Here is a 24,057-nt window from a genome sequence, read left to right as displayed (position 1 = left end):
GAATGCTTTCGAAGTGACGGCAGCAGGGCTATCATGGCCATACTTCAAGTCGCACCCGAATTCGGAGAGAGTCAATGAGCGAATACATCACCAACGTCAGCGACGCCAGCTTCGAGCAGGACGTGCTGAAGTCCGACAGCCCCGTGCTGGTCGACTACTGGGCCGAATGGTGCGGTCCGTGCAAGATGATCGCGCCGGTTCTGGACGAGATCGCCAAGGACTACCAGGGCAAGCTCAAGGTCTGCAAACTGAACATCGACGAAAACCAGGACACCCCGCCGAAGTACGGCGTGCGTGGCATCCCGACCCTGATGCTGTTCAAGAACGGCGCGGTCGAGGCCACCAAGGTCGGCGCCCTGTCCAAGTCGCAACTGGCCGCCTTCCTCGACGCCAACGTCTGAGGCAGCCAGTCGAAAGCCCCGCCATGCGGGGCTTTTTTATGCCCGGACGGCTGGACGAGTACCCATGCAGGTGCTAGATTCCAGCCACGACCCCATCAGCGGGCCGTCTTCTCATCTGCTGTAGCCGTCAGTTCTCCTCTTCAGAACGCATCCCGCGAAGCTAATCTCGCATCCGGCCGCTCAGCTCGAATCCCTCCTTCGCCTCTTCTCACGTCAACATACGTCTATGAATCTGACCGAACTCAAGCAAAAGCCCATCACGGAACTGTTGGAAATGGCGGATGCCGCGGGCTTGGAAAACATGGCCCGGTCCCGCAAGCAGGACATCATCTTTGCGCTGCTCAAGAAGCACGCCAAGGGTGGCGACGAGATTTCCGGGGATGGCGTGCTGGAGATCCTGCAGGACGGCTTCGGCTTCCTGCGTAGCGCCGACTCCTCCTACCTGGCCGGTCCCGACGACATCTATGTCTCTCCCAGCCAGATCCGCCGCTTCAACCTGCGTACCGGCGACACCATCATCGGCAAGATTCGTCCGCCGAAAGAGGGCGAGCGCTATTTCGCGCTGCTCAAGGTCGACACCATCAACTTCGACCGTCCGGAAAACGCCAAGAACAAGGTGCTGTTCGAGAACCTCACGCCCCTGTTCCCCACCAAGCGCCTGACCATGGAAGCCGGCAACGGCTCCACCGAAGACCTCACCGGTCGGGTCATCGACCTCTGCGCTCCCATCGGCAAGGGTCAGCGCGGGCTGATCGTCGCGCCGCCCAAGGCCGGCAAGACCATCATGCTGCAGAACATCGCGGCCAACATCACCCGCAACAATCCCGAGTGCTACCTCATCGTGCTGCTCATCGACGAGCGTCCCGAGGAAGTGACCGAGATGCAGCGCACGGTGCGCGGTGAAGTGGTGGCCTCCACCTTCGACGAGCCGCCGACCCGCCACGTGCAGGTCGCCGACATGGTGATCGAGAAGGCCAAGCGCCTGGTCGAGCACAAGAAGGACGTGGTCATCCTGCTGGATTCCATCACCCGTCTGGCCCGGGCCTTCAACACCGTGATCCCCAGCTCCGGCAAGGTGCTCACCGGTGGTGTCGACGCCCATGCCCTGGAGAAGCCCAAGCGCTTCTTCGGCGCCGCGCGCAACATCGAGGAAGGCGGCAGCCTGACCATCATCGCCACCGCGCTGGTAGAAACCGGCTCGAAGATGGACGAGGTGATCTACGAGGAATTCAAGGGCACCGGCAACATGGAGCTGCCCCTGGAGCGTCGGATCGCCGAGAAGCGCGTCTTCCCGGCCATCAACATCAACAAGTCCGGCACCCGCCGCGAAGAGTTGCTCACCGACGAGGAAGAGCTGTCGCGCATGTGGATCCTGCGCAAGATCCTGCATCCGATGGACGAGATCGCCGGCATCGAATTCCTCCTCGACAAGTTGCGTCAGACCAAGACCAACAGCGAGTTCTTCGATTCGATGAGGCGCAGCAAGTAAGGCGCAGTCGCATGCAAAGGCCGGGAAATCCCGGCCTTTGGCGTTTCTGGGCCAGTGCTTTCTCGATGCGCGACTCAGGCGGTAGACTGCCAGACTTTCCCCAGCGCCAAGAGGCCGCATGCAATACCGAGATCTGCGTGACTTCATCCGCAGCCTGGAGCAGCGTGGTGAACTGAAGCGCGTGACCGCCCCGGTCTCGCCGATCCTCGAGATGACCGAAATCTGCGACCGGACCCTGCGCAAGCAGGGGCCGGCGCTGCTGTTCGAGAATCCCGTGGGCTTCTCCATGCCCGTGCTGGGCAACCTGTTCGGTACGCCCCAGCGCGTGGCGCTGGGCATGGGCGCCGAGGACGTCGGCGCCTTGCGCGAGATCGGCAAGCTGCTGGCCTTTCTCAAGGAGCCCGAGCCGCCCAAGGGCCTCAAGGACGCCTGGTCGAAGCTGCCGATCTACAAGAAGGTCATCAGCATGGCGCCCAAGGTGCTCAAGGATGCGCCCTGCCAGGAGGTGATCGAAGAGGGCGAGGCGGTCGATCTAGGCAGGTTGCCGATCCAGCACTGCTGGCCGGGCGACGTGGCGCCGCTGATCACCTGGGGTCTGACGGTCACCCGCGGACCCAACAAGGAACGCCAGAACCTCGGCATCTATCGCCAGCAGGTCATCGGTCGCAACAAGCTGATCATGCGCTGGTTGAGTCACCGGGGCGGCGCGCTGGATTTCCGCGAGTGGTGCCAGAAGCATCCCGGCCAGCCCTACCCGGTGGCCGTGGCCCTGGGCGCCGATCCGGCCACCATCCTCGGCGCCGTCACCCCGGTACCCGACACCCTGTCCGAATACGCCTTCGCCGGCCTGCTGCGCGGCAGTCGCAGCGAACTGATCAAGTGCGTGGGCAACGACCTGCAGGTGCCGGCCAGTGCCGAGATCGTGCTGGAAGGGGTCATCCATCCGGGCGAGACCGCGCCGGAAGGGCCCTATGGCGATCACACCGGCTACTACAACGAGGTCGATACCTTCCCGGTCTTTACCGTGGAACGCATCACCCGCCGCCGCGACCCTATCTATCACAGCACCTACACCGGGCGGCCGCCGGACGAGCCGGCCATTCTCGGCGTGGCGCTCAACGAAGTCTTCGTGCCCATCCTGCAAAAGCAGTTTCCGGAGATCGTCGACTTCTACCTGCCGCCGGAAGGCTGCTCCTACCGCATGGCGGTGGTGACCATCAAGAAGCAGTACCCCGGCCACGCCAAGCGGGTGATGCTGGGCGTCTGGTCGTTCCTGCGGCAGTTCATGTACACCAAGTTCGTGATCGTCACCGACGACGACATCAATGCCCGCGACTGGAACGACGTCATCTGGGCCGTGACCACGCGCATGGATCCCAAGCGCGACACCGTGATGATCGACAACACTCCCATCGACTACCTGGACTTCGCCTCGCCGATCTCCGGCCTGGGCTCGAAGATGGGCCTGGATGCCACCCACAAGTGGCCGGGCGAAACCACCCGCGAGTGGGGGCGGGCGATCGTCAAGGACGAAGCGGTGGTCAAACGGGTGGACGAGATGTGGTCCAGTCTCGGGATCGACTAACGGAGACGACGATGAAGGTCACCCTGCAGCCCTCGGGTGCGGTACTGCAAACCCAGCCCGGCGAAGCCATCCTGGCCGCCGCGCAGCGCCTCGGCTACAGCGGGCCGCACAGCTGCCGCAATGGCAATTGCCAGCTCTGCGCCGCGCTGCTGGTGGAGGGCCAGGTCGCCCAGCACGGCCAGACCGTCGATCATGGCGAGATCTATGTCTGCGTGGCCGTACCCCTGAGCGACTGCCTGCTGCAGTGGGACGGCGTCCTCGCGCCTGGCGAATTGCCGGTGCGCCAGCTGGCCTGTCAGGTGGTGGCCCTGGATGACGTGGGTGGCGATGTCCGCCGGGTGCGCCTGCGTGCTCCCGCCGGGCGGCCGCCGCGCTATCACGCCGGTCAGTACCTGCTGATCCAGCGCGACGACGGCAAGCAGTCGGCCTTTTCCCTGGCCTCGGCGCCCCACCAGGGGCGTGAGCTGGAATTGCACGTGCTGGCGCGCGAGGCCAGCAGCCAGGCGCTGCTGGCGCAACTGGAAAGCAAGGGCATGGCCCAGGTCGAGCTGCCCTATGGCGACGCCCACCTGGCCGAACTGCCTGAAGGCCCCCTGGTACTGATCGCCGCCGGGACCGGCATGGCCCAGATGCACAGCCTGATCGAAGACGCCCGCACCCGGGGCTTCGCCCATCCGGTGCACCTCTATTGGGGCGTGCGCACGCCGGACGACTTCTATGCCATCGAGGCCTGGGACGCCTGGGCGGAACTGCCCAATCTCACCCTGAACCGGGTGGTGAGCGATGCCTGTGGCTGGGAAGGGCGCTGCGGTCTGCTGCACGAGGTGGTGCGTGCGGATTTCGCCGACCTGAGCGGCCTGCATGTCTATGCCAGCGGCTCGCCAGCGATGGTCTATGCCACCCTGGACGCCTTGGTGGAAGCCGGCATGGACGCGCACCAGATGCGCGCCGACGTCTTCGCCTACGCGCCGCGGAGTTAATGCGGATTGCTACGGCGCACTAGCATGGCCGCGATGGATACGTCCGTAGGGTGGAAAACCGCGCAGCGTTTTCCACCTTGAGCCCCGGTGGATGAGGCTACGCCGTCATCCACGCTACGGGGATCCTTTCCAGGCTCAGCGCGCCGACTTGGCCACCATGCCGGTGTGTCTCAGGGTCATCGCCAGGAAGACGATGGCCAGGACGCAGGAGCCGATCAGCAGCATGAAGCCGCCATCCCAGCCGAAGTGGTCCACGGTGTAGCCGACCAGGGCGTTGGCCGCGACCGAGCCTCCCAGGTAGCCGAACAGCCCGGTGAAGCCCGCGGCGGTGCCGGCGGCCTTCTTGGGTACCAGCTCCAGCGCCTGCAGGCCGATCAGCATCACCGGCCCGTAGATCAGGAAGCCGATGGATACCAGGGCCGCCAGGTCGATGCCGGGATTGCCTTCCGGGTTGAGCCAGTAGACCAGGGTGGCGACCAGCACGCCGAGCATGAACACCACGCCGGTGGCGCCGCGGTTGCCGCGGAACAGCTTGTCCGAGAGCCAGCCGCAGAGCAGGGTTCCGGGAATGCCGGCCCATTCGTAGAAGAAGTAGGCCCAGGAGGTCTTGTCCACCGAGAAGTGCTTGGCTTCCTTGAGGTAGGTGGGGGCCCAGTCCAGCACGCCATAGCGCAGCAGGTAGACGAAGACGTTGGCAAAGGCGATGTACCAGAGCAGGCGATTCTTCAGCACGTACTCGACGAAGATCTCCTTGGTGGAAAATTCGCGTTCGTGACCTTCGCTGTAGCCCTCGGGAAAGTCCTGTTGCCAGTGTTCCACCGATGGCAGGCCGCAGGACTGCGGGGTGTCGCGCATGGCGATGAAGGCGAAGACCGCCACCGCCAGGGCCACCACGGCCGGGACATAGAAGGCGGCGTGCCAGTCGTTGAACCAGGCCAGGCCGAGCAGGAACAGCGGGCCGATCAGGCCGCCGCCGACGTTGTGGGCGACGTTCCACACCGAGACCACCCCGCCACGCTCCTTCTGCGACCACCAGTGCACCATGGTGCGACCGCTGGGCGGCCAGCCCATGCCCTGGAACCAGCCGTTGAGGAACAGCAGGACGAACATGATGCTGACACTGGAGGTGGCCCAGGGTGCGAATCCGAACAGCAGCATCACCAGCGCCGACATCACCAGCCCGAAGGGCAGGAAATAGCGCGGATTGGAGCGGTCAGAGACCAGTCCCATGAGGAACTTGGACAGGCCGTAGGCGATGGCCACCGCGGACAGCGCCACGCCCAGTTCACCCCGGCTGTAGCCTTGCTCCACCAGGTAGGGCATGGCCAGCGAGAAGTTCTTGCGCAACAGGTAGTAGCCGGCGTAGCCGATAAAGATCCCGGCGAAGATCTGCCAGCGGAGACGGCGGTAGACGGGATCGATGCGATCGGCGGGCAGCGGCGTGCGATGGGCCGCGGGGGCGAAGATTCCAAGCATGGGAGCCTCGGTATTGTTATAAGTATTAATCGAAAACGAACATTCCAGGTTCGTTTTCGAATATTACAATGATATTACAGCCTGCATAGGCTTTTCCGCCCTGTGGCAGCGAGCGCCAGGATTCCCCCTTGATCTGTACGGGTTGCGCGCCTAGGGTGGCGCGTCTTTGCTGCCGTTTTCACGAGTCGTCATGCCTGCCTGGAAAGTCCTGTCCTCCCGCGCCCTGAACCTGGCCACCGCCCTGTTCGAACGCTATCCGCGGCTGATCGCCCTGGCCGGCTTCATTTCGGGGATCTGCAGTTTCCTGCTGGTGGACCGGCAGAAGGGCTTCGCTCCGGTGATGGCGGTGATCATGCTGGCGAGCTGGGTCTGGCTGATGCTGGAAAACGTGCTGCGGGGCTGGGTCAGCCGGCGTTTCGGCTGGGAATTGCCGCCACCGCTGCTGCGCTACGCCACCCAGTTGATCCACCAGGAAAGCCTGTTCTTCTGCCTGCCGTTCTTTGCCATCACCACGGCCTGGAACAGCGGTCAGGCGCTGTTCACCGGGCTGATCGGCGCGGCCGCCCTGGTCTCCATCATCGATCCGCTCTACTACAAGGCGCTGGCGCCGCGGCGCTGGGTATTCCTCAGCTACCACACCCTGACGCTGTTCGCGGTGCTGCTCACCGCCCTGCCGATCATCCTGCACCTGACCACCACCCAGAGCTACGAACTGGCCCTGGGCGTCGCCGTGCTGCTGTCCTTTCCCAGTCTGGCGGTGGCCTTCCGGGTACGCCTGGGCTGGCGCTGGCTGGGATTGCTGGGTCTGTGCCTGGCCATTGGTGCCTTCGGCTGGCTGGGCCGCGCCTGGGTGCCGCCGGCCACCCTGTGGCTGACCGACATGGGCATGAGCACCAACTTTGACAGCCTCAAGCGCCAGCCCGGCGATGCGGTGAAGAGCCTGAGCAGCGCCCAGCTGCGCACCCAGGGGCTCTATGCCTTTACCGCCATCAACGCACCGCGCGGCCTGAACGAGCGCATCTACCATGTCTGGCGCCATGCCGGTCAGGAGGTGGATCGGATTCCGCTGGATATCAGCGGCGGTCGCGAGGCGGGTTATCGCGCCTGGACCCACAAGCAGAACTTCCCCGGCGACGTGACCGGCCGTTGGCAGGTGCAAGTGGTGACGGACGTCGGCCAGGTGATCGGAACCCTCAGGTTCGAGGTGACCCCTTGAATCCCGCTGGCTATGCTGCAGCCATTCACCTCTAGAGGATTCGCCGTGAAAGCCGTCGCTGCCGTTTTGCTGTCCTTCTGCCTGGCCTTCGGTGCCTGGGCGAACGAAGAGAAGAAGGAAGGGGAGGCACCCAAGACCGAATTCTACAACCTGACCCCGGCGCTGGTCGGCAACTATGGCAGCGGGCCCAAGCTCAAGTACTACAAGGCCGACATCGCCCTGATGATGACCGGCAAGGAAGCCAAGGATAAGGTGGAGTTTCACGAGCCACTGATCCGCAACCAGCTGGTGATGCTCTTCGCCCAGCAGACCGACGAGACCCTGGCCGGCGTGGAAGCCCGCGAGAAACTGCGCCAGGAGGCGCTCAAGCAGGTGCAGAGCGTGCTCACCCAGGAGGAGGGCAAGCCGCTGGTGGAGGACCTGCTGTTCAACAACCTGATCATCCAGCCCTGAGGCCGGCGCTCAGCCGCGCGCCGCGGCGACGATCGCCGTCCACTCCGCCGGGCTGACCGGCATCACCGAGAGGCGGTTGCCCTTGCGCAGCAGGGCGAAGTCGGCGAGCTCCGGCAACTGGCGCAGGCGCGGCAGGGTCAGCACTCGCGGAAAGGCCTCGACGAAGGCGACCTGGCGCGCCGTCCAGGGATTGTTCTCGGCGCTGGCCCTGGGCGCATGGTAGGGGCTTTCGGGGTCCAGGGCGGTGGGGTCCGCGAAGGCCGCGCCGACGATGCGGCCGATGCCGGCGATGCCCGGTTCGGCGCAACTCGAATGATGAAAGAAGAACAGCTCGTCGGGTGCCATGGCGCGCAGGAAGTTACGCGCCTGGTAATTGCGTACCCCGTCCCAGCGCGCCTGGCCCAGGTGTTCCAGGTCGGCTAGCGAGAACTCATCGGGCTCGGATTTCAACAGCCAGCAGGCCACGGTTCGTCTCCTGACGAATGGAGGCTCGGGAGCTTCCAGGAAAGGGTCTGGTCGATTGCAAGGGGCGACCGCTTGTCGCAGAATGCCGCCCATTCCGGATGTAGTCTGATCGTACGCGCTGAGCATAACAGGGCGACGTCCTGTCCTGCCCAAAGGTGCCAGCAAGGGGGTGGCCCAGCTCGATGAAACGCAAACCTGATCTGTTATGGGTGCTGGTCTTGATCTTTACCCTGGGCGTGGTCACCACCGGGTACACCCAGAGTTTCTGGGAACAGCACCAGAGCCAGCAGCAGTACGCCCGCTATGCCAGCGACGTTCAGCCGACGCGGGAAGTCTCTCCCATCCGCTGAGCGTACCAGTCGCCATCGCTCACCACGGCCGCCATGGGCACGTCCCAGGCTGCCAGTGCCAGTCGCTCCACCTTCTGACATTCATGGGCGCAGCCGATCAGCTGCGGACTGTGCCATTGCCGCCGGCGCGCCAGGTAGGCCAGGTTGCGGTCATAGAAGCCTTTGCCCATGCCCAGGCGTCCGCCCTGGGGATCAAAGCCCACCAGCGGCATCAGGATCAGCCCCAGGGCCCAGGTCGGCCGACTCAGGCGCCGATCCGGGCGCGGCTCGGCGATACCGAAGCGATTGCGCACCCAGGATTCGCCGTGACCGACGCGCTGAAAGATCATCGCCGTCCGCGGCCACCGCGAGAGCACGGGCAGATAGGTGGCCTTGCCGCGGCGCTGGGCTTCTTCGAGCAGTGGACGCGGATCGATCTCGCCATCGCTGGGCAGATAGAAGGCGATATGTCGGGCGCGGCGAAATAGCGGATGCTGGGCGAGTTGCCGATAGAGTTGGCGGGCGGCCTGGCGTTGCTGGACGGGGGTGAGGGCGCGACGTCGCTGGCGAAGAAGCTTGCGCAGCGCGGGCCTGCTGAGATCGGGAGAAGGCGGGATGGTCATGGAAAAAAATGAGCTCTCCGGAATGCCGCTGCCGGTGTAGCCCTTGAACCCTTGGTTCAAGGTGGGAGAAGTCGTAGACCTTTAGGCTTTCCGCCGTAGCGGACATGCACACCAGCCTTACGAGCAACCCCCGGGGTGTTGCTTATCGGCTCGGGGACATGACCGACTGGCGCACACACCAGAGAGTGACCTCCAGTATACGCCCCTGAGCCGGGATGCAAACCCCCCTGCCGATCCACGGCTGGCGGTCAGGCGGTGGTGTCGTGTTCGGTGATCAGCGCCCGATCGACGCGATCCAGCAGGTCGCGTACCCGCTCGCGAGTGCTGCTGACTTCCAGGCTGACGTCGTCCTGGCGGTGCAGCAGTTCGTGGGTGATGTTGAGGGCGGCCATCACGGCCACGCGGTCGGCGCCGATGACCTTGCCGCTGCCGCGGATCTCGCGCATCTTGCCGTCCAGGTAGCGAGCGGTGCTCTCCAGGTTGGCGCGCTCGTCAGCCGGGCAGCTGATGCGATATTCCTTTTCCATTATCTGGACGGTCACGGTCTCGATGCTCATGAGTCCTGCTCCAAAGCTTTCAGGCGTAAAATCATCGCTTCGACCTTCGATCTGGCCAATTCGTTCTTTTCGATCAACTCGGCACGCTCCTGGCGCCAGTTGCGCTCGCCCTGGCGCAGTTGTCGATTCTGCCGCTGCAATTCCTCAAGACGCAGGAGCAGGCGCTCCACACGGTCACCGAGGGCTTCCAGATCGGCGTCGAGGGGCGTGTCGCGAGACTCGCGCATGAGGGCTACAGCTCCAGAAGGGTGCAACGAGATTGGCCGCCGGCGGGGTCAGCGCGTAGGATAAGGCTTCATTCTAGCCAGCGCCTCCCCTCGACGCCATGTCCAGCTCAGCATCCGCCTACGCCGCCTTCTCCACCCTGCTCGCCGAGGCCGCTTTGCCGGTCTCGCCCGCCGAACTCCACGGTCACCTGCTCGGGCGGGTCTGTGGGGGCGCGGGCTTCGACGAGAACGACTGGCTGGCCGCGGCCAGCGAGCTGCTCGGTGGCGCGCCTGGCGAGCGTCTGCAGGCGGCGCTGTCGGGTCTGTTGGGCATGGTGCAGCAGGAATTCGCCGGCCAGCAGGTGGCCCTGGTGCTGATGCTGCCGCCGGACGAGGTGTCGCTCGCCGAGCGCACCGCTGCCCTGGGCCAGTGGTGCCAGGGTTTCCTGGCCGGTTTCGGACTGTCCGGGCGTACCGGCGAGGTCTCGGGCGAGGCGCGCGAGGTGCTCGAGGACCTGGCGGCCATCGCTCAGATTCAGGAACCCGCCGAGGAAGGCGAAGAGGGCGAGAACGACTTCATGGAAGTCACCGAATACCTGCGTGTGGCGCCGCTGCTGCTGTACGGCGAATACGGGCGCGGCCCCACCCCCGAACCTGCGCCCGTGGTGCACTGAGCGGCCATGCCGCGGATCCACAAGGCCGAATTCGCCCGTCGCCGCCGCGCCCTGATGGCCGAGATCGGCCACGGCGGCATCGCCCTGCTGCCCGCCGCGCCGGTGTGCCTGCGCAATCGCGACATCGAGCAGCCCTATCGCCAGGACAGCGACTTCCAGTACCTCACCGGATTTCCCGAGCCCGAGGCCCTGGCCGTGCTGATTCCCGGCCGGGCCCACGGTGAATACCTGCTGTTCTGCCGCGAGCGGGACGCGGAGCTGGAGCGCTGGGAAGGCCGGCGCGTCGGTCAGGAAGGGGCGCTGGCCGACTATGGCGCGGACGATGCCTTTCCCATCGGCGATCTCGACGACATCCTGCCCGGCCTGCTGGAAGGCCGCGAGCGGGTCTACTACGCCATGGGTGCCCATCCGGAATTCGAGCGGCAACTGCTCAACTGGATCGAACTGATCCGCGCCAAGGCCGACCAGGGCGCCTCGCCGCCGCGGGAGCTGCTGGCGCTGGATACCCTGCTGCACGACAGCCGGCTGTACAAGTCGGCCGCCGAGGTGCGCCTGCTCAAGGCCGCCGCCGAATTGACCGGTGCGGCCCACCTGCGCGCCATGCAGGCCTGCCGGCCGGGGCTGCGCGAGTATCACCTGGAGGCGGAACTGGACTACTGCTTCCGCCAGGGGGGTGCCCGACTGGCGGCCTATGGCTCCATCGTCGCCGCCGGGGCCAATGCCTGCGTCATGCACTACCAGGCCAACGACGCGCCCCTGCGCGACGGCGACCTGGTGCTGATCGATGCCGGGTGCGAACTGGAATGCTATGCCAGCGACGTGACCCGCACCTTTCCGGTCAATGGCCGCTTCTCGCCGGAGCAGCGGCAGCTGTACGACATCGTGCTGGCCGCCAACCAGGCCGCCATTGCCTGCGTGGCGCCCGGGCGGCACTGGAACGAACCCCACGAAGCCACGGTCAGGGTGATCACCGAGGGGCTGTTGGCGCTGGGTCTGCTCCAGGGCGAGCTGGACGAGCTGATCGAGACGGGCGCCTGTCGGCAGTTCTACATGCACCGCGCCGGCCACTGGCTGGGGCTGGATGTCCATGACGTCGGCGAATACCGCATCGGCGATCAGTGGCGGATGCTGGAGCCGGGCATGGTGCTGACCGTGGAGCCCGGACTGTATATCCCGGTGGAGGCCGAGGTGCCGCGCAAATGGCGCGGCCTGGGTATCCGCATCGAGGACGAGGTGCTGGTGACGCGCAGTGGTTGCGAGGTGCTGACCGCCGGCCTGCCCAAGGCGGCCGCGGAGATCGAAGGCTTGATGGCGGCCGCGCGCGACCGCCGGGAGAACGCTCATGCAACGTCCTGATATCGCCATCATCGGTGGCGGCCTGGTGGGTGCCAGTCTGGCCCTGGCCCTGCAGGCCGGCGCCAAGGCGCGCGGCTGGCGCATCCTGCTGGTGGAGCCCTTCGCCCCCGGCGACACCTATCAGCCCAGCTACGATGCCCGCTCCTCGGCGCTGTCCTACGGCTCGCGGCTGATCTACCAGCGCCTCGGCGTCTGGGACGCCCTGGCCGAGCATGCCGAGGCGATCCGCGAGATCCAGGTCTCCGATCAGGGCCGCTTCGGCGTGACCCAGCTGCTCGCCCGCGACGAGAATTTGCCGGCGCTGGGCTATGTGGTGGAGAACGCCTGGATCGGCCAGGTGCTCTGGCAGGCCCTGGATCGCGAGGTGGTGGAATGGCGCTGCCCGGCGGAGGTGCGCACGCTCGCCGCCATCGCCGATGGCTATCGCCTGGAGCTGGATGATGGCGACATCCTCGAATGCGGCCTGGCGGTACTGGCCGACGGCGGCCGCTCGGCGCTGCGCGAGTCCCTCGGCATCGAGGTGCGGCGGACGGTCTATGAGCAGACCGCGCTGATCGCCAACGTCTCGACCAATCTGGGTCATGGTGGTCGCGCCTTCGAGCGCTTCACCCCCCACGGCCCCCTGGCGCTGCTGCCCCTGCCGGGTCAGCGCAGCGCCCTGGTCTGGACCCAGCCGGATGCCGAGGCGCTGCGACTGCAACAGGCGCCCGACGCCGTCTTTCTCACCGAATTGCAGCAGGCGGTGGGCTATCGCCTCGGCAGCTTCACCCAGGTCGGTACCCGCCATGCCTATCCGTTGACCCTGCTGGAAGCCAATGAGCAGGTCCGCCCGCACTTGGTGGTCCTGGGCAATGCCGCCCACAGCCTGCACCCCATCGCCGGCCAGGGCTTCAACCTGTCCCTGCGCGATGTCGACAGTCTGGCCGAGTGCCTGCTGGAGAGCGCCGCGGTGCCCGGCGATTTCGCCACCCTGCAGGACTACCTGCAGCGCCAGCGCCTGGACCAGCAGCTGACCATCGGCTTTTCCGACCGTATCACCCGGCTGTTCTCCAACAGCCGGCCCTGGCTCAGTGCCGGACGCAACCTGGGCCTGGTCGGCCTGGAGCTGTGCCCGCCGGCCAAGAGTGCCTTCGCCCGCCAGGCCATGGGCCTGGGTACCCGTCCCTGACCTGCGAGGAGAAACGAGCATGCTGACCCATGCGGATCTGGTGATCGTCGGTGCCGGCATGGTCGGCAGCGCCCTGGCCCTGGCTCTGGCCGACAGCGGCCTGTCGGTGGTGCTGCTCGATCGCGGCCCGCTCACGCCGGGCGCGGTCGAAAGCGACCTGCCCTTCGAACCCCGGGTCAGCGCCCTGTCGCTGGCCAGTCAACGCATCCTGCAACGCCTCGGCGCCTGGGACGGCATCCTCGCGCGCCGCGTCAGTCCCTACCAGGCCATGCACGTCTGGGACGGCTCTGGCACCGGCGCCGTGCATTTCGATGCCGCCAGCGTGCATGCCGAGGTGCTTGGCCATATCGTCGAGAATCGCGTGGTGCAGGACGCCCTGCTCGAACGCCTGGCCGAGGCCAACGTCCTGCTCCTGCCCGAAGCGCGCCTGGAATTGCTGCGCCGCTCCGGCGACCAGTGGCTGGTGCAACTGGCTGGCGACCGCCAGATCCGCGCCCCGCTGGTGGTGGCCGCCGATGGCGCCACCTCCGCCGTACGCCGCCTGGCCGGTCTGGAAACCCGCGAGTGGGACTATCTGCACCATGCCATCGTCACCAGCGTGCGCTGCGCCGAATCGCACCAGCGCACCGCCTGGCAGAGATTCACCGACGACGGCCCGCTGGCCTTCCTGCCGCTGGACCGCGGTGGCGATACCCGCTGGTGCTCCATCGTCTGGTCCTGCACGCCCAAGCAGGGCGAGCGGCTGATGGCCCTGGACGACGCGGCCTTCTGCCAGGCCCTGGGCGAGGCCTTCGAGCAGCGCCTGGGCAAGGTGGAATGCAGCGACACGCGGCTGTGCATCCCGTTGCGCCAGCGCCATGCCAAGCGCTATGTGGAACCCGGTCTGGCGCTGATCGGCGATGCCGCCCACGTCATCCACCCGCTGGCCGGGCAGGGCGTCAACCTGGGCTTTCTCGATGCCGCGGTACTGGCCGAGGAGTTGCGCCATGCCCAGGCGCGCGGTGAATCCATCGCCGAACAGCGGGTGCTGGAACGCTACGAGCGCCGCCGCATGCCGCACAACCTGGCGATGATGGCGGCGATGGAAGGCTTCCAGCGGCTGTTCCAGGACGACCGCCTGCCGCTGCGCTGGCTGCGCAACGCCGCGCTCAAACAGGTCGATCGCCACTTCGAAGCCAAGGCGCTGTTCGTCCGCCGCGCCCTGGGCCTGTCCGGCGATGTGCCGGAACTGGCCAGGGTCGTGGCCTGACGGCTCAGGCGTCGCCCAAGGATCCGGCCAGCTCCAGCACCTGCTGCCGCCAGGCGGCCTCGCGGGGCAGGGCGAGGAAGTGCGGGTTGAGGAAGGACTCGCGCATCTCGTAGGTGAGGGGCTGGCCGTCCAGGGTCAGCACCTCGCCGCCGGCGCCTTCCAGCACGCCCTGGGCGGCGGCGGTATCCCACTGGGAAGTGGGGGCGAGTCGGGGATAGAAGTCGGCCAGGCCTTCGGCCAGGAGGCAGAACTTGAGCGAGCTGCCGACGCTCACCAACTTGGGTTCGCCGAGGGTATTGCCCAACTCGTCCAGCAACCGTTGCTGCGCCGGACTGCCGTGGCGGCGGCTGGCGACCACGGTGAAGGCGTCTTCCGGCTGGATGCGCACGCCGATCTCGATGCCGTCTTCGCCCTGGATGCGCCAGGCGCCCAGTTCGCGACCGCCGCTGAAGCAGACGTCACGGGTGGGGATGCCGACCACGCCGAAGATCACCTGGCCACGTTCGACCAGGGCCACGTTGACGGTGAACTCCTCGCTGCCGTCGATGAATTCCTTGGTGCCGTCCAGGGGATCGACCACCCACCAGACGTCCCAGGCGCTGCGCGCCGCGAAGGGGATGTCACAGGCTTCTTCCGACAGCACCGGCACGTCCGGGGTCAGCCGCGCCAGGCCGTCGGCCAGTACCCGGTGGGCGGCGAGGTCGGCGGCGGTCACCGGCGAGTCGTCGCTCTTCTGCCGTACCGCCACGCCCTGCCGCCAATGGGGCAGGATGGCCGCGCCGGCCTGGCGCACCAGGTCGATGACGTTGAGCACCAGGGGGGCGGTAATGGAAACGGGCGCCATCATGCCGGCAATTCTCCGCGTTGGGTGAGCAGGTCGCGCACCAGATAGAGGGCGGCCAGGGCGCGGCCTTCGGAAAAGCGCGGATTCTGCACCAGCTGCGACAGCTCGCGCAGGTCGACGCTGCTGACCTCGAGCGGCTCGGGTTCATCGCCCGGCAGGCGCTCCGGATAGAGGTCGCGCGCCAGCACCACATGGATGCGCTGACTCATGTAGCCCGGGCTCAGCGACAGCGCGGTGAGGTATTCCAGCTGATGGGCGCCGAAACCGGCCTCTTCCTTGAGTTCGCGATTGGCGGCGTCGAGGATCTCTTCGCCCGGTTCCACCAGGCCCTTGGGCAGCGACAGTTCGTAGTCTTCCACGCCACCGCAATATTCCTCGATGAGCAGGGCGCGGGTGGCGTCCTGCAGGGCCACCACCATCACCGCACCGTGGCCGGTGCCCTTGTTGGCCAGGCGCTCATAGGTGCGCTCCTCGCCATTGGCGAAGCGCAACTGCATCTCCTCGACGGTGAACAGGCGGCTCTTGGCCACGATCTGTCGGGCGAGAACAGTGGGTTTCTGGCGCATGGACGGCTCCTGGGCTGGGCGGACGGGTATGATAACCCGCCTGTTACATGATCCGGAGTCACCATGACCCCTCTCGACTGGAGCCGTATCGATACCGTGTTGCTGGACATGGACGGCACCCTGCTCGATCTGCATTTCGACAACCATTTCTGGCTGGAGTACCTGCCGCAGCGCTATGCCGAGCGCCACGGCCAGTCCCTGGCGCTGGCCAAGGCCGAGCTGGAGCCGCTGTTTTTCAGCCACCAGGGCAAGCTGACCTGGTATTGCCTGGACTTCTGGAGCGCCGAGCTGGGTTTTTCCATGCGCGAGCTCAAGGAGGAGATCGCCCACCTGATCGCCCTGCGTCCGGATGCCGACACCTTCCTGGCCGCCCTGCAGCGCGCCGGCAAGAAGGTGGCGCTGATCACCAACGCCCACCGCGATTCCCTGTCGCTGAAGCTGGAGCGCATCGAGCTGGCGCCCTATTTCGACCGGCTGATCAGCTCCCACGACTATGGCTTCCCCAAGGAAGAACAGCAGTTCTGGCACGCCCTGCAGGCCGACTTCGCCTTCGATCCGGCGCGCACCCTGTTCATCGACGACAACCTGCCGATCCTGCGCAGCGCCCGCGACTACGGGGTTGCCCACCTGCTGGCGATCCACGAGCCGGACAGTCGGCGCGGACCCAAGGACAGCGAGGAATTCGAGGCGGTGCGGGATTATCGCGAGCTGCTGCCGCAGTGACGACTGTTGCAGTCCTGGCGACCCTCACCCCGGCCCTCTCCCGGCGGGAGAGGGGGCAGAGCGCCTGGAGGTAATCCGTGGACATCAAGCAACTGCGCTTTCTTATCGCCCTGGACGAGACGCGGCACTTCGGCCAGGCCGCGGCGCGCTGTCACGTCACCCAGCCAACGCTGTCCATGCGCCTGCGTGGCCTTGAAGACGAGCTGGGGGTGGAGCTGGTGCGCCGCGGGCAGCGCTTCGAGGGCTTCACCGAGGCCGGTCAGCGCATCCTCGCCTGGGCGCGTACCCTGATGGCCGCCCACGACGGCCTCTATGCCGAGGCGCAGGCCTTCCAGGGGCAACTGGTAGGTACGCTGCGGGTCGGCCTGGTGCCGCTGGCCAGCTTCGATCCCATGCCGCTGCTGCAGCACCTGCGCCTGCTGCACCCCAAGCTGCATTTCCAGCTGCAGGTGCTGAGCACCGAGCGCATCCTCGAAGCCGTGGCCAGCAATCGCCTGGAGCTGGGCATCTCCTACCTGGAGCACCTGGACCCGGCGCGCTTCGACAGCCTGACCCTGACCGAGACGCGCATGGGCCTGCTCTATGACGAGCGGCATTTCAGCTTCGACCAGGCCGCGCTGGACTGGCAGGCGGTGGCCGGATTGCCGCTCGGCCTGCTGACCGGCGCCATGCATTTTCGCCAGTCGGTGGACCACGGCTTTCGCAGCCTGGGCCTGACGCCGCAGCCGGTGCTGGAGACCGATGCGGTCTATCTGCTCCTGCAGGCGGTCAATGCCGGTCTGTGCTGCGCCGTGGTACCCCTGGCCGGCGGCTTCGATCGTCTTACACCCCATGCCCGGCTGATTCCCATCGACACGGCCCGTACCCTGACGCCCCTGGGCCTGCTCATTCGTCGGACCGAACCCCGACTGGCGGTCGCCGATGCCTGCTTCCAGGCGGTCAAGGCGCTCTACGCCGAGAGTGATAGATAGCGTTTATCAAGGCATCGGTCATAGCGATTAGACGCCCCGGGATGTGCTGGTTAATCTTTGATCTGTGTCAAACCGCCGCAGGTCGTTTTCGCCCATGTCCCAGGAATCGCCAGACCTCGTTGCCGCGCCCCCCGCTGGCTATGCCTTCGCCGAGCTGGAGCAGCCTGCTGCGCGAGGCGAACAGCCGCTGGCCGAAGAGGTGGCGCTGGCCATCGCCTACAACGGCATCAGCCATGCGGTGATGATGGCGACCCCGGCCGACGTGGAAGACTACGTGGTCGGTTTCAGCCTCAGCGCGGGTATCGTCGATGCCATCGACGACATCTATGGCATCCAGGTGCGGCGCGTGGGCGAGGCCCTCAATGTCGACGTCGAGATCAGCAGCCGCACCTTCTGGGCGCTCAAGCAGCAGCGCCGCCAGCTGGCCGGGACCAGTGGTTGCGGCCTGTGTGGGGTCGAGGCGCTGGAACAGGCGCTGCCGCAGCTGGATCGACTGCGCAAGGTGCGGCTGCCCCCGGCCGCTCATCTGCACGACCTGCGCCAGCGGATCGATGCTGCCCAGGATCTTGGTCAACGCAGCGGGGCGGTACATGCCGCGCTGTTCATCGACGGTCAGGGTGAACTGACCCTGTGCCGCGAAGACATCGGCCGCCACAACGCCCTGGACAAGCTCATCGGCGCCCTGCTGCGCCAGCGCCAGCCGGTGCGCGAGGGCTGCGTGGTGGTCACCAGTCGCTGCAGTCTCGAACTCATCCACAAGGCGGTGCGTGCCGGGCTCGCCACCCTCATCACCCTGTCGGCGCCCACCGGTCTCGCCGTGGAATGGGCGCGCCGCCATCGTCTCAATCTGATCCACCTGCCGCACCGGTCCCCACCGCGGGTCTATGCCCCGGCGCCCGTTGCCCCTTGATCCCACAGGTATCGCCATGAACAAACCTCAGCAGTCCTTCAAACCCTATCAAGGCCCCGCCGCCGGCTGGGGCGCCCTGAAGAGCGTGGTGCACTTCTGGCTCGACAGCGGCAACGCCTTCAAGAATCTGCGGACGCTGCTCAAGACCAACCAGGACCACGGTTTCGACTGCCCGGGCTGTGCCTGGGGCGAGGCGCCGGAAAACGGCCTGGTGAAGTTCTGCGAGAACGGCGCCAAGGCGGTCAACTGGGAAGCCACCAAACGCCGTGTCGATGCGGCCTTCTTCGCTCGCCACAGCGTGACCTCGCTGCAGGAACAGAGTGACTACTGGCTCGAATACCAGGGCCGGCTGACCGAGCCGCTGCGCTATGACGCCGCCACCGATCGCTATGTGCCCATCGCCTGGGACGCCGCCTTCGCGCTGATCGCCAAGGAGCTCAAGGCCCTGGCCAGCCCCGACGAGGCCGAGTTCTACACCTCGGGTCGCGCCAGCAACGAGGCGGCTTTCCTCTACCAGCTGTTCGTGCGCGCCTATGGCACCAACAATTTCCCCGACTGCTCGAACATGTGCCACGAGGCCAGTGGCGTCGGCCTGGGTCGCAGCATCGGCGTCGGCAAGGGCACCGTGACCTATCACGACCTGGACGAGGCCGATGCCATCTTCGTCATCGGCCAGAATCCCGGCACCAACCATCCGCGCATGATCGAGACCCTGCGCAACGCGGTGAAGCGCGGTGCCCAGGTGGTCTGCTTCAACCCGCTCAAGGAGCGTGGCCTGGAGCGCTTCCAGCATCCGCAGAATCCGCTGGAGATGCTCACCAACGACTCGCGGCCGACCAACACCGCCTATTTCCGTCCGGCCCTGGGCGGTGACATGGCGGCGCTGCGCGGCATCGCCAAGTACCTCCTGCAGTGGGAGCGCGAGGCCGCCGCCAAGGGCGCCAAGCGCATCTTCGATCACGCGTTCATCGCTGCCCATACGCTGGGCATGGACGACTACCTGGCTCAGGTCGACGCCACCTCCTGGGAGCTGATCGAGCGCCAGTCGGGGCTGTCGCTGCACGAGATCGAGCAGGCCGCGCGCATGTATGCCCGGGCCGAGAAAGTCATCATCTGCTGGGCCATGGGCATCACCCAGCACCGCCATTCGGTGGCCACGGTGCAGGAGATCGCCAACCTGCAGCTGCTCTGCGGCCAGATCGGCAAGCCTGGCGCCGGTCTCTGTCCGGTGCGCGGCCACAGCAACGTCCAGGGTGATCGCACCATGGGCATCGACGAGAAGGCCCCGGCCTGGCTCAGCGACGCCCTGGCCAAGCGCTTCGCCTTCGAGCCGCCGCGCAACCGCGGCCACAATACCGTGGAGGCCATCGCCGCCATGGAACAGGGGCAGGCCAAGGTGTTCATCGCCCTGGGCGGCAACTTCGCCCAGGCCACTCCGGACACTCCGCGCACCCACAAGGCGCTGCGCAAGTGCCGGCTGACCGTGCACATCGCCACCAAGCTCAACCGCAGCCACCTGGTGACCGGGCAGCAGGCGCTGATCCTGCCCTGCCTGGGTCGCACCGAGACGGACGTGCAGAAGGGCGGCAAGCAGGCCATCACCGTGGAAGACAGCTTCAGCATGGTGCATGCCTCGGCCGGCATCCTGCGGCCGCTGTCGGCGCAGATGAAGTCCGAGCCGGCCATCGTCGCCGGGCTGGCCAAGGCCGTGCTGGGCAACCATCCGGTGGACTGGGAATGGCTGATCGAGGACTACGACCGCATCCGCGACCTGATCGCCGATGTCATCCCCGGCTTCCAGGACTTCAATGCCCGACTGGCCGCGCCCGGTGGCTTCTACCTGGGCAACAAGGCCGGGCGCCGGGAGTGGAACACCCCCACCGGCAAGGCCAATTTCGCCGCCAATGCGCTGCTGCATGACCTGCTGCCGGACGCGGTCCGCCGCCAGGGCGTGAAGCCGGATCTGATCCTGCAGACCATGAGATCCCACGACCAGTACAACACCACCATCTACAGCCTCGACGACCGCTATCGCGGCGTGAAGGGCCAGCGCGACGTGGTCTTCGTCAACCAGGCCGATCTGGATCGCCTGGGCGTGGCCGCCGGCGAGAAGGTGGATCTGGTCGCCCTGTGGGACGACGGTATCGAGCGCCGGGTCCGCGGCTTCACCGCGCTGCCGTTCGACATCCCGGTCGGTCAGGCCGCCGGCTATTACCCGGAGACCAATCCGCTGGTGCCCCTGGAGAGCTACGGCGAGGGCAGCTTCACGCCCACTTCCAAGTTCGTCGCCATCAAGGTCGAGAAGGCCAGCGCCGGCAACCGTATCGCCTCGGTGGCCTGAGGCCTTCCCGGAAATGAAAAAAGCCGTCGCGAGACGGCTTTTTTCATGGTGCGACTATCACTGCAGGGTGAAGAGGACCTTCACCTTGTCGGTGACCGCGGCCTTGTCCACGTAGCCGATGGCGTCGGCTTCGCCAGCCACCTGGGCGACCACGGCGGCGTCGCCGGCAACGCTGGGCAGCGGCTGGCCCTTGCCGGTGAACACCAGGCCCGACCAGTAGGACTTCAGCTGGGCTTCGTTCTTGTTGGCGACCTTGGCATAGAAGGTTTCCTTGGTGGCCGACCAGTCCTTCTGGTCGACGCCCTTCAGCGACTTGTCCTTGCCGAGGAAGATGTTGGCCACTTCATCCTGGCCGGGTGTCTTGGCCGCGGCCGGATTGACGATCACGGCGACTTCGGCGTGGACCAGGCCGACGCTGAGCAACAGGGCGGCGCCAGTGAGCAGGCGGAGAGAACTCATGGGCGGATTCCTTAGAAGATGAAGTCGAGGCCGATGCTGATGATGTCGCCGTCGAAGTTGCGCGCCGGCGCGCCGAAGCGACCGCCGCTGCGGTCGTAGACGGCATTGGCGATGCTCTCGCTGTCGGTTTTGACGAAGGTGCCGTTGTAGCCGCCGGTGGTGTCGACGCGCTTGTATTCGCTTTTGAGCACCAGGCTGGGGGTGATGTTGTAGTTCAGGCCATAGGTCCAGGAGCTCTGACGGCCGGCGTGTTCTTCGTCCAGCTGGGCGTAGGTCACGTGGGCCAGGAAGTCACCGAAGCGGCGACCGGCCATCAGGTAGAAGGCGTTGCTGCTGCCCTGGTTGTCGCCCTCGATGACGCGGCGGGTCCATTCGTTGCTGGTCAGCCAGGTGCCGTTGTCGTACTGGTAGCCGAGCGAGGTGAACTTGCCCTTCTGGTCGTCCAGGGTCAGCAACGGGTAGTGCAGGTCGATGCTCGATTCGGTGTAGGCCAGACGCACGGTGCCGTACTCGTTGGTCGCCAGGCTGACGTTGGCAGCGGCGATGCGCTTGTAGTCGATGTCGTAGAGATCATCGTTGACGAAGTAGTTGCGATTGACCGCCTGGCCACCGCTCACCTGGAAGTTCAGAGTGCCGAAGGCGACCGGCAGACTCCAGAGGGCGTCGGCGCCTTCGTAGTTGGAGACCTGCACCTGGCTGTAGACCTCGTCGGGCAGGCGCAGCCAGGGGTAGGTGATACCCACGTCCAGGGTCTCGGAATACATGAACACCGGCGTGCGCAGGCGGCCGGCGCGGAAGGTCAGGTTGTCGGTGGCGTGGAAGGCCAGATAGGCCCATTCCAGGTTGGCTTTCCACTGGTCCTGCTCGGCCTTGGCGGTGACCTGCACCGTGGCGTCCAGCTTGTCGGTCAGGCCGTACTGGAACTGGCCGCCCAGCTTGCTCAGCTGATCGCCACGCCAGTGATCGTTGGTCTGGCCGTTGATGCCGAAGCTGCGGCCGTCGTCTTCGCCACCCAGGTGGGTGATGCCGGCGGTGCCGAAGCCGTTGAAGCGGTAGTCACCCTGATCGAGGGCGAGCGCGGATCCCGCGCAGGTGAGGGCCGCGCCGAAGGCGAGCAGACGTGCAAAAGCCATGAAAATGCTCCTAGAGGTTTCTCGGTATAGGGAAAGTCGGTAGAGGACTAGCTAGATGCGGAAGCGTGAGGTCGCCTGCCGGAGATCGGTGTCGACCACCACCAACTGCTCGCCCATGCGGGCGGTGGCGGTGGTGCTGTCCGCACTGGACTGGGTATCGGTCTGCAGGCGGCGGGTGTCGCTGCTGATCGAATCGGAAAGACTCAGCTGTTCGCCGGTGAGCAGGGCGATCTGAGCGTTGTAGTCGTTGATGCGCGCCACGGCCTGGGCGATGCCTTCGAGCATCGCGGTGGCCGCCTGGGAGCTGCTGGCGCTGACCTGAGCCTGGGTGTGGCTGCCCTGCATGGCCTGCAGCACGCGCTGCGCGTTGCCCTGCAGGCGTTCGATGATCTGCTGGATCTCGGCGGTGGAGCGCGCGGTCTTCTGCGCCAGATTGCGCACCTCGTCGGCCACCACGGCAAAGCCGCGGCCCTGTTCGCCGGCCCGCGCGGCCTCGATGGCGGCATTGAGCGCCAGCAGATTGGTCTGCTCGGCGATGGACTTGATCACGTCCAGCACCAGGCCGACCTGGCGGGTTTCCTGTTCCAGCTGCTGCATGGACTCGGCCGACTGGCGCACGCTGTCGTCCAGTTCGCCCATGTTGCGCGACAGCTGGCCGATGCTGGTACGGGCGGCGGCGGACTGCTCGGCCGCGGCGGAGGCCTGGTCGGCGGCCTCGCGCGAGCGGTCGGCCACCTCGTGCAGGTTGGTGTTCATGGTCTGGATGTCACGGCCGATGGACTCGGTGTGACCCTGCTGGGAACGGGCGTTGTTCTCTACCGTCTGGGTGAGTCTATAGAGCTCGCCGGAAACCTGACCCAGCGGATGGGCGGCATCGACGATGGCCTTGATGGTGCCCTGCAGCTGATCGAGAAAGACATTGAACAGTGCGGTCATCTGGCCGATCTCGTCCCGCGAGCCGACCTGCAGGCGACGGGTGAGGTCGCCGTCGCCCTCGGCGATGGCGCGCAGCGAAGTGATCACCTCGCGCACGCTGCCGAGCACGCTGCGGATGGTCAGCACGGCGGCTCCGGCCAGGATCACCACCAGCAGCAGACTCAGCCAGATGCCGACCCGGGTGGTGTCGGCATTCTGGTCGCGGGCCTGGGCCAGGGTCTGCTGGAAGTCGGTATAGGCATGGCTGCGCAAGGTGGTACCCAGCTGCTGGGCAGCGGCGAGATCCGTGGCCATGCGGTCCAGATTGGGCCGCAGGGAATCGAAGGAACCGCTGCCCTTGATCAGCTGTTCGGAGGCGCTCAGGGCGTTGTCCGCATAGCGATGGATGCCCTGGCGCCAGCTGGAGATCTCGTCGTTGCGGGCCGAGGTCTGGCGGGTGAGGTCGGCCATTTCCTGCAGGCGGCTGTCGATGTCGTCGACCACCTTGCGGGCCTCGCCCAGGGTTTCCAGTTCACTGGCGGTCACGGCGCTGTTGAACAGCCCGGGCAGGCGGGAAAACTGGAAGAGCACCGCGTCGGCCTTTTCCAGCAGCGGATAGCTGTGGTTTTCCAGCTGGTCGAGGCGTTGATCGTTGCCAGCCAGCTGGGCAGAGGTATAGGCCACGTAGAGCAGCAGGCCCAGCAGAGCGGCAGCCGGCAGCAGCGACAGCTTGAGCGTCAGCGACAGGTTACGAAACATCTACACCTCGGGAAGCATGGGCAGTAGCAAGCAGCGAGGTGCGGCACCCTCTTTTCGAGCGAGGGCTTGCCAAGGGTCATGTCCTGACCGGTCACCACGTCCTGTTGGCCTCGCAAACGTGATTAAGCGAAGCCGTCACATTTTCGACATCTGCTGGTAAAACTTAAGACGACTAAACGTTATTGCGATTATTGGCGATGGGCGTTGCG

25 protein-coding genes and 1 other RNA gene are annotated in these 24,057 nt (G+C 66.1%); 15 read left to right on the top strand and 11 right to left on the bottom strand.

Going from position 1 to position 24,057, the window contains the following annotated elements; all coding sequences use genetic code 11:
* Positions 1-74: 74 nt before the first annotated feature.
* The 4 genes from trxA to PVZ77_RS12770 all read left to right on the top strand — a co-directional run bounded on the left by trxA (position 75) and on the right by PVZ77_RS12770 (position 4,455).
* Positions 75-401, top strand: a complete 327-nt coding sequence (trxA, locus tag PVZ77_RS12785; RefSeq protein WP_017639417.1) for a thioredoxin TrxA — start codon at positions 75-77, stop codon at positions 399-401.
* Between the two features lie 226 nt (positions 402-627).
* Positions 628-1,890 carry a transcription termination factor Rho gene (rho, locus tag PVZ77_RS12780; protein WP_133860469.1) on the top strand — a complete coding sequence of 421 codons (1,263 nt, stop codon included), beginning with the start codon at positions 628-630 and terminating at the stop codon, positions 1,888-1,890.
* Between the two features lie 118 nt (positions 1,891-2,008).
* Positions 2,009-3,475 carry a 4-hydroxy-3-polyprenylbenzoate decarboxylase gene (gene ubiD / locus PVZ77_RS12775; RefSeq protein ID WP_273806858.1) on the top strand — a complete coding sequence of 489 codons (1,467 nt, stop codon included), beginning with the start codon at positions 2,009-2,011 and terminating at the stop codon, positions 3,473-3,475.
* Between the two features lie 11 nt (positions 3,476-3,486).
* Positions 3,487-4,455 (top strand): CDP-6-deoxy-delta-3,4-glucoseen reductase, encoded by a 969-nt coding sequence (locus tag PVZ77_RS12770; RefSeq protein WP_273806857.1) that lies wholly within the window; start codon positions 3,487-3,489, stop codon positions 4,453-4,455.
* A gap of 135 nt (positions 4,456-4,590) precedes the next feature.
* Here the strand turns inward: PVZ77_RS12770 and glpT are convergent, their stop codons facing one another.
* Positions 4,591-5,931, bottom strand: a complete 1,341-nt coding sequence (gene glpT / locus PVZ77_RS12765) for a glycerol-3-phosphate transporter (protein WP_273806856.1) — start codon at positions 5,929-5,931, stop codon at positions 4,591-4,593.
* 190 nt (positions 5,932-6,121) lie between these two features.
* On the opposite strand from glpT, the gene PVZ77_RS12760 reads away from it, so the two are divergent.
* Positions 6,122-7,147, top strand: a complete 1,026-nt coding sequence (locus PVZ77_RS12760; protein WP_273806855.1) for a DUF5924 family protein — start codon at positions 6,122-6,124, stop codon at positions 7,145-7,147.
* 45 nt (positions 7,148-7,192) lie between these two features.
* On the top strand, positions 7,193-7,600 hold the full coding sequence (locus PVZ77_RS12755) for a flagellar basal body-associated protein FliL (protein ID WP_273806854.1): 408 nt from the start codon (positions 7,193-7,195) through the stop codon (positions 7,598-7,600).
* A gap of 9 nt (positions 7,601-7,609) precedes the next feature.
* Here PVZ77_RS12755 and PVZ77_RS12750 read toward each other — a convergent pair whose 3' ends face one another.
* On the bottom strand, positions 7,610-8,065 hold the full coding sequence (locus tag PVZ77_RS12750; protein WP_273806853.1) for an EVE domain-containing protein: 456 nt from the start codon (positions 8,063-8,065) through the stop codon (positions 7,610-7,612).
* Between the two features lie 182 nt (positions 8,066-8,247).
* On the opposite strand from PVZ77_RS12750, the gene PVZ77_RS12745 reads away from it, so the two are divergent.
* Complete coding sequence (locus tag PVZ77_RS12745; RefSeq protein ID WP_166655883.1) at positions 8,248-8,415, top strand: hypothetical protein; 168 nt, start codon at positions 8,248-8,250, stop codon at positions 8,413-8,415.
* Here the strand turns inward: PVZ77_RS12745 and PVZ77_RS12740 are convergent.
* From PVZ77_RS12740 to PVZ77_RS12725, 4 genes are all read right to left on the bottom strand, one after another.
* Positions 8,382-9,011, bottom strand: a complete 630-nt coding sequence (locus PVZ77_RS12740; protein ID WP_273806954.1) for a 5-formyltetrahydrofolate cyclo-ligase — start codon at positions 9,009-9,011, stop codon at positions 8,382-8,384. The two genes, PVZ77_RS12745 and PVZ77_RS12740, sit on opposite strands and share 34 nt — an antisense overlap.
* 16 nt (positions 9,012-9,027) lie before the next feature.
* A non-coding RNA gene (gene ssrS, locus PVZ77_RS12735) (6S RNA) lies at positions 9,028-9,205 on the bottom strand.
* Between the two features lie 60 nt (positions 9,206-9,265).
* Positions 9,266-9,574: a cell division protein ZapA gene (locus tag PVZ77_RS12730; protein WP_133860477.1), complete on the bottom strand. Its 309-nt coding sequence runs from the start codon at positions 9,572-9,574 to the stop codon at positions 9,266-9,268.
* A complete protein-coding gene (locus PVZ77_RS12725; RefSeq protein ID WP_007161334.1) occupies positions 9,571-9,801 on the bottom strand; it encodes a TIGR02449 family protein in 231 nt (76 codons plus the stop codon). The genes PVZ77_RS12730 and PVZ77_RS12725 overlap by 4 nt, the downstream gene beginning before the upstream one ends.
* A 98-nt stretch (positions 9,802-9,899) precedes the next feature.
* Here PVZ77_RS12725 and PVZ77_RS12720 point away from each other — a divergent pair, with 98 nt between their 5' ends.
* From PVZ77_RS12720 to PVZ77_RS12705, 4 genes are read left to right on the top strand one after another with little or no spacing between them, the layout of a single operon-like run.
* On the top strand, positions 9,900-10,454 hold the full coding sequence (locus PVZ77_RS12720; protein ID WP_273806852.1) for a UPF0149 family protein: 555 nt from the start codon (positions 9,900-9,902) through the stop codon (positions 10,452-10,454).
* Between the two features lie 6 nt (positions 10,455-10,460).
* Positions 10,461-11,810: a Xaa-Pro aminopeptidase gene (pepP, locus tag PVZ77_RS12715; RefSeq protein WP_273806851.1), complete on the top strand. Its 1,350-nt coding sequence runs from the start codon at positions 10,461-10,463 to the stop codon at positions 11,808-11,810.
* Positions 11,797-12,978, top strand: a complete 1,182-nt coding sequence (ubiH, locus tag PVZ77_RS12710) for a 2-octaprenyl-6-methoxyphenyl hydroxylase (RefSeq protein ID WP_273806850.1) — start codon at positions 11,797-11,799, stop codon at positions 12,976-12,978. The genes pepP and ubiH overlap by 14 nt, the downstream gene beginning before the upstream one ends.
* A gap of 19 nt (positions 12,979-12,997) precedes the next feature.
* Positions 12,998-14,227, top strand: coding sequence for a 2-octaprenyl-3-methyl-6-methoxy-1,4-benzoquinol hydroxylase (locus PVZ77_RS12705; protein WP_273806849.1), 1,230 nt, complete (start codon positions 12,998-13,000; stop codon positions 14,225-14,227).
* Positions 14,228-14,231: 4 nt separating this feature from the next.
* On the opposite strand, the gene cysQ is transcribed toward PVZ77_RS12705, so the two are convergent.
* Both cysQ and nudE read right to left on the bottom strand, forming a co-directional pair.
* Positions 14,232-15,074: a 3'(2'),5'-bisphosphate nucleotidase CysQ gene (gene cysQ, locus PVZ77_RS12700; RefSeq protein WP_273806848.1), complete on the bottom strand. Its 843-nt coding sequence runs from the start codon at positions 15,072-15,074 to the stop codon at positions 14,232-14,234.
* Positions 15,071-15,637, bottom strand: a complete 567-nt coding sequence (gene nudE, locus PVZ77_RS12695; RefSeq protein ID WP_059316538.1) for an ADP compounds hydrolase NudE — start codon at positions 15,635-15,637, stop codon at positions 15,071-15,073. The genes cysQ and nudE overlap by 4 nt, the downstream gene beginning before the upstream one ends.
* Before the next feature lie 63 nt (positions 15,638-15,700).
* Between nudE and yrfG the strand changes: the two genes are divergently transcribed.
* From yrfG to PVZ77_RS12675, 4 genes are all read left to right on the top strand, one after another.
* On the top strand, positions 15,701-16,360 hold the full coding sequence (yrfG, locus tag PVZ77_RS12690) for a GMP/IMP nucleotidase (protein WP_273806846.1): 660 nt from the start codon (positions 15,701-15,703) through the stop codon (positions 16,358-16,360).
* Positions 16,361-16,437: 77 nt separating this feature from the next.
* The gene (locus PVZ77_RS12685) at positions 16,438-17,331 is read left to right on the top strand and encodes a LysR family transcriptional regulator (protein WP_273806845.1); all 894 of its coding nucleotides are present in this window, start codon (positions 16,438-16,440) and stop codon (positions 17,329-17,331) included.
* Between the two features lie 94 nt (positions 17,332-17,425).
* A complete protein-coding gene (fdhD, locus tag PVZ77_RS12680) occupies positions 17,426-18,241 on the top strand; it encodes a formate dehydrogenase accessory sulfurtransferase FdhD (protein WP_273806844.1) in 816 nt (271 codons plus the stop codon).
* A gap of 16 nt (positions 18,242-18,257) precedes the next feature.
* The gene (locus PVZ77_RS12675) at positions 18,258-20,582 is read left to right on the top strand and encodes an FdhF/YdeP family oxidoreductase (protein ID WP_273806843.1); all 2,325 of its coding nucleotides are present in this window, start codon (positions 18,258-18,260) and stop codon (positions 20,580-20,582) included.
* A gap of 57 nt (positions 20,583-20,639) precedes the next feature.
* Here the strand turns inward: PVZ77_RS12675 and PVZ77_RS12670 are convergent, their stop codons facing one another.
* Genes PVZ77_RS12670 through PVZ77_RS12660 form a run of 3 tightly spaced genes read right to left on the bottom strand, consistent with a single transcriptional unit; the run spans position 20,640 to position 23,848 of the window.
* A complete protein-coding gene (locus PVZ77_RS12670; RefSeq protein ID WP_208693132.1) occupies positions 20,640-21,041 on the bottom strand; it encodes a phosphate ABC transporter substrate-binding protein in 402 nt (133 codons plus the stop codon).
* Positions 21,042-21,052: 11 nt separating this feature from the next.
* A complete protein-coding gene (locus tag PVZ77_RS12665; protein ID WP_273806841.1) occupies positions 21,053-22,174 on the bottom strand; it encodes a hypothetical protein in 1,122 nt (373 codons plus the stop codon).
* A gap of 51 nt (positions 22,175-22,225) precedes the next feature.
* Positions 22,226-23,848: a methyl-accepting chemotaxis protein gene (locus tag PVZ77_RS12660; RefSeq protein ID WP_273806840.1), complete on the bottom strand. Its 1,623-nt coding sequence runs from the start codon at positions 23,846-23,848 to the stop codon at positions 22,226-22,228.
* Positions 23,849-24,057 lie beyond the last annotated feature (209 nt).

Origin of the sequence: Pseudomonas sp. SHLD1 (assembly GCF_028640935.1) — a bacterium.
Classification (GTDB): Bacteria; Pseudomonadota; Gammaproteobacteria; order Pseudomonadales; family Pseudomonadaceae; genus Chryseomonas; species Chryseomonas aestiva.
Note: the sequence above shows the minus strand (reverse complement) of the source record. Positions and strands in the feature narration are given on the sequence as shown.

What these genes read in the sequence shown, in the direction of transcription:
- trxA (WP_017639417.1), top strand. Translation starts at nt 75, where the DNA reads ATGAGCGAATACATCACCAACGTCAGCGACGCCAGCTTCGAGCAGGAC.
- rho (WP_133860469.1), top strand. Translation starts at nt 628, where the DNA reads ATGAATCTGACCGAACTCAAGCAAAAGCCCATCACGGAACTGTTGGAA.
- ubiD (WP_273806858.1), top strand. Translation starts at nt 2,009, where the DNA reads ATGCAATACCGAGATCTGCGTGACTTCATCCGCAGCCTGGAGCAGCGT.
- PVZ77_RS12770 (WP_273806857.1), top strand. Translation starts at nt 3,487, where the DNA reads ATGAAGGTCACCCTGCAGCCCTCGGGTGCGGTACTGCAAACCCAGCCC.
- glpT (WP_273806856.1), bottom strand. Translation starts at nt 5,931, where the DNA reads ATGCTTGGAATCTTCGCCCCCGCGGCCCATCGCACGCCGCTGCCCGCC.
- PVZ77_RS12760 (WP_273806855.1), top strand. Translation starts at nt 6,122, where the DNA reads ATGCCTGCCTGGAAAGTCCTGTCCTCCCGCGCCCTGAACCTGGCCACC.
- PVZ77_RS12745 (WP_166655883.1), top strand. Translation starts at nt 8,248, where the DNA reads ATGAAACGCAAACCTGATCTGTTATGGGTGCTGGTCTTGATCTTTACC.
- PVZ77_RS12730 (WP_133860477.1), bottom strand. Translation starts at nt 9,574, where the DNA reads ATGAGCATCGAGACCGTGACCGTCCAGATAATGGAAAAGGAATATCGC.
- PVZ77_RS12725 (WP_007161334.1), bottom strand. Translation starts at nt 9,801, where the DNA reads ATGCGCGAGTCTCGCGACACGCCCCTCGACGCCGATCTGGAAGCCCTC.
- PVZ77_RS12720 (WP_273806852.1), top strand. Translation starts at nt 9,900, where the DNA reads ATGTCCAGCTCAGCATCCGCCTACGCCGCCTTCTCCACCCTGCTCGCC.
- pepP (WP_273806851.1), top strand. Translation starts at nt 10,461, where the DNA reads ATGCCGCGGATCCACAAGGCCGAATTCGCCCGTCGCCGCCGCGCCCTG.
- ubiH (WP_273806850.1), top strand. Translation starts at nt 11,797, where the DNA reads ATGCAACGTCCTGATATCGCCATCATCGGTGGCGGCCTGGTGGGTGCC.
- PVZ77_RS12705 (WP_273806849.1), top strand. Translation starts at nt 12,998, where the DNA reads ATGCTGACCCATGCGGATCTGGTGATCGTCGGTGCCGGCATGGTCGGC.
- cysQ (WP_273806848.1), bottom strand. Translation starts at nt 15,074, where the DNA reads ATGATGGCGCCCGTTTCCATTACCGCCCCCCTGGTGCTCAACGTCATC.
- nudE (WP_059316538.1), bottom strand. Translation starts at nt 15,637, where the DNA reads ATGCGCCAGAAACCCACTGTTCTCGCCCGACAGATCGTGGCCAAGAGC.
- yrfG (WP_273806846.1), top strand. Translation starts at nt 15,701, where the DNA reads ATGACCCCTCTCGACTGGAGCCGTATCGATACCGTGTTGCTGGACATG.
- fdhD (WP_273806844.1), top strand. Translation starts at nt 17,426, where the DNA reads ATGTCCCAGGAATCGCCAGACCTCGTTGCCGCGCCCCCCGCTGGCTAT.
- PVZ77_RS12675 (WP_273806843.1), top strand. Translation starts at nt 18,258, where the DNA reads ATGAACAAACCTCAGCAGTCCTTCAAACCCTATCAAGGCCCCGCCGCC.
- PVZ77_RS12670 (WP_208693132.1), bottom strand. Translation starts at nt 21,041, where the DNA reads ATGAGTTCTCTCCGCCTGCTCACTGGCGCCGCCCTGTTGCTCAGCGTC.
- PVZ77_RS12665 (WP_273806841.1), bottom strand. Translation starts at nt 22,174, where the DNA reads ATGGCTTTTGCACGTCTGCTCGCCTTCGGCGCGGCCCTCACCTGCGCG.
- PVZ77_RS12660 (WP_273806840.1), bottom strand. Translation starts at nt 23,848, where the DNA reads ATGTTTCGTAACCTGTCGCTGACGCTCAAGCTGTCGCTGCTGCCGGCT.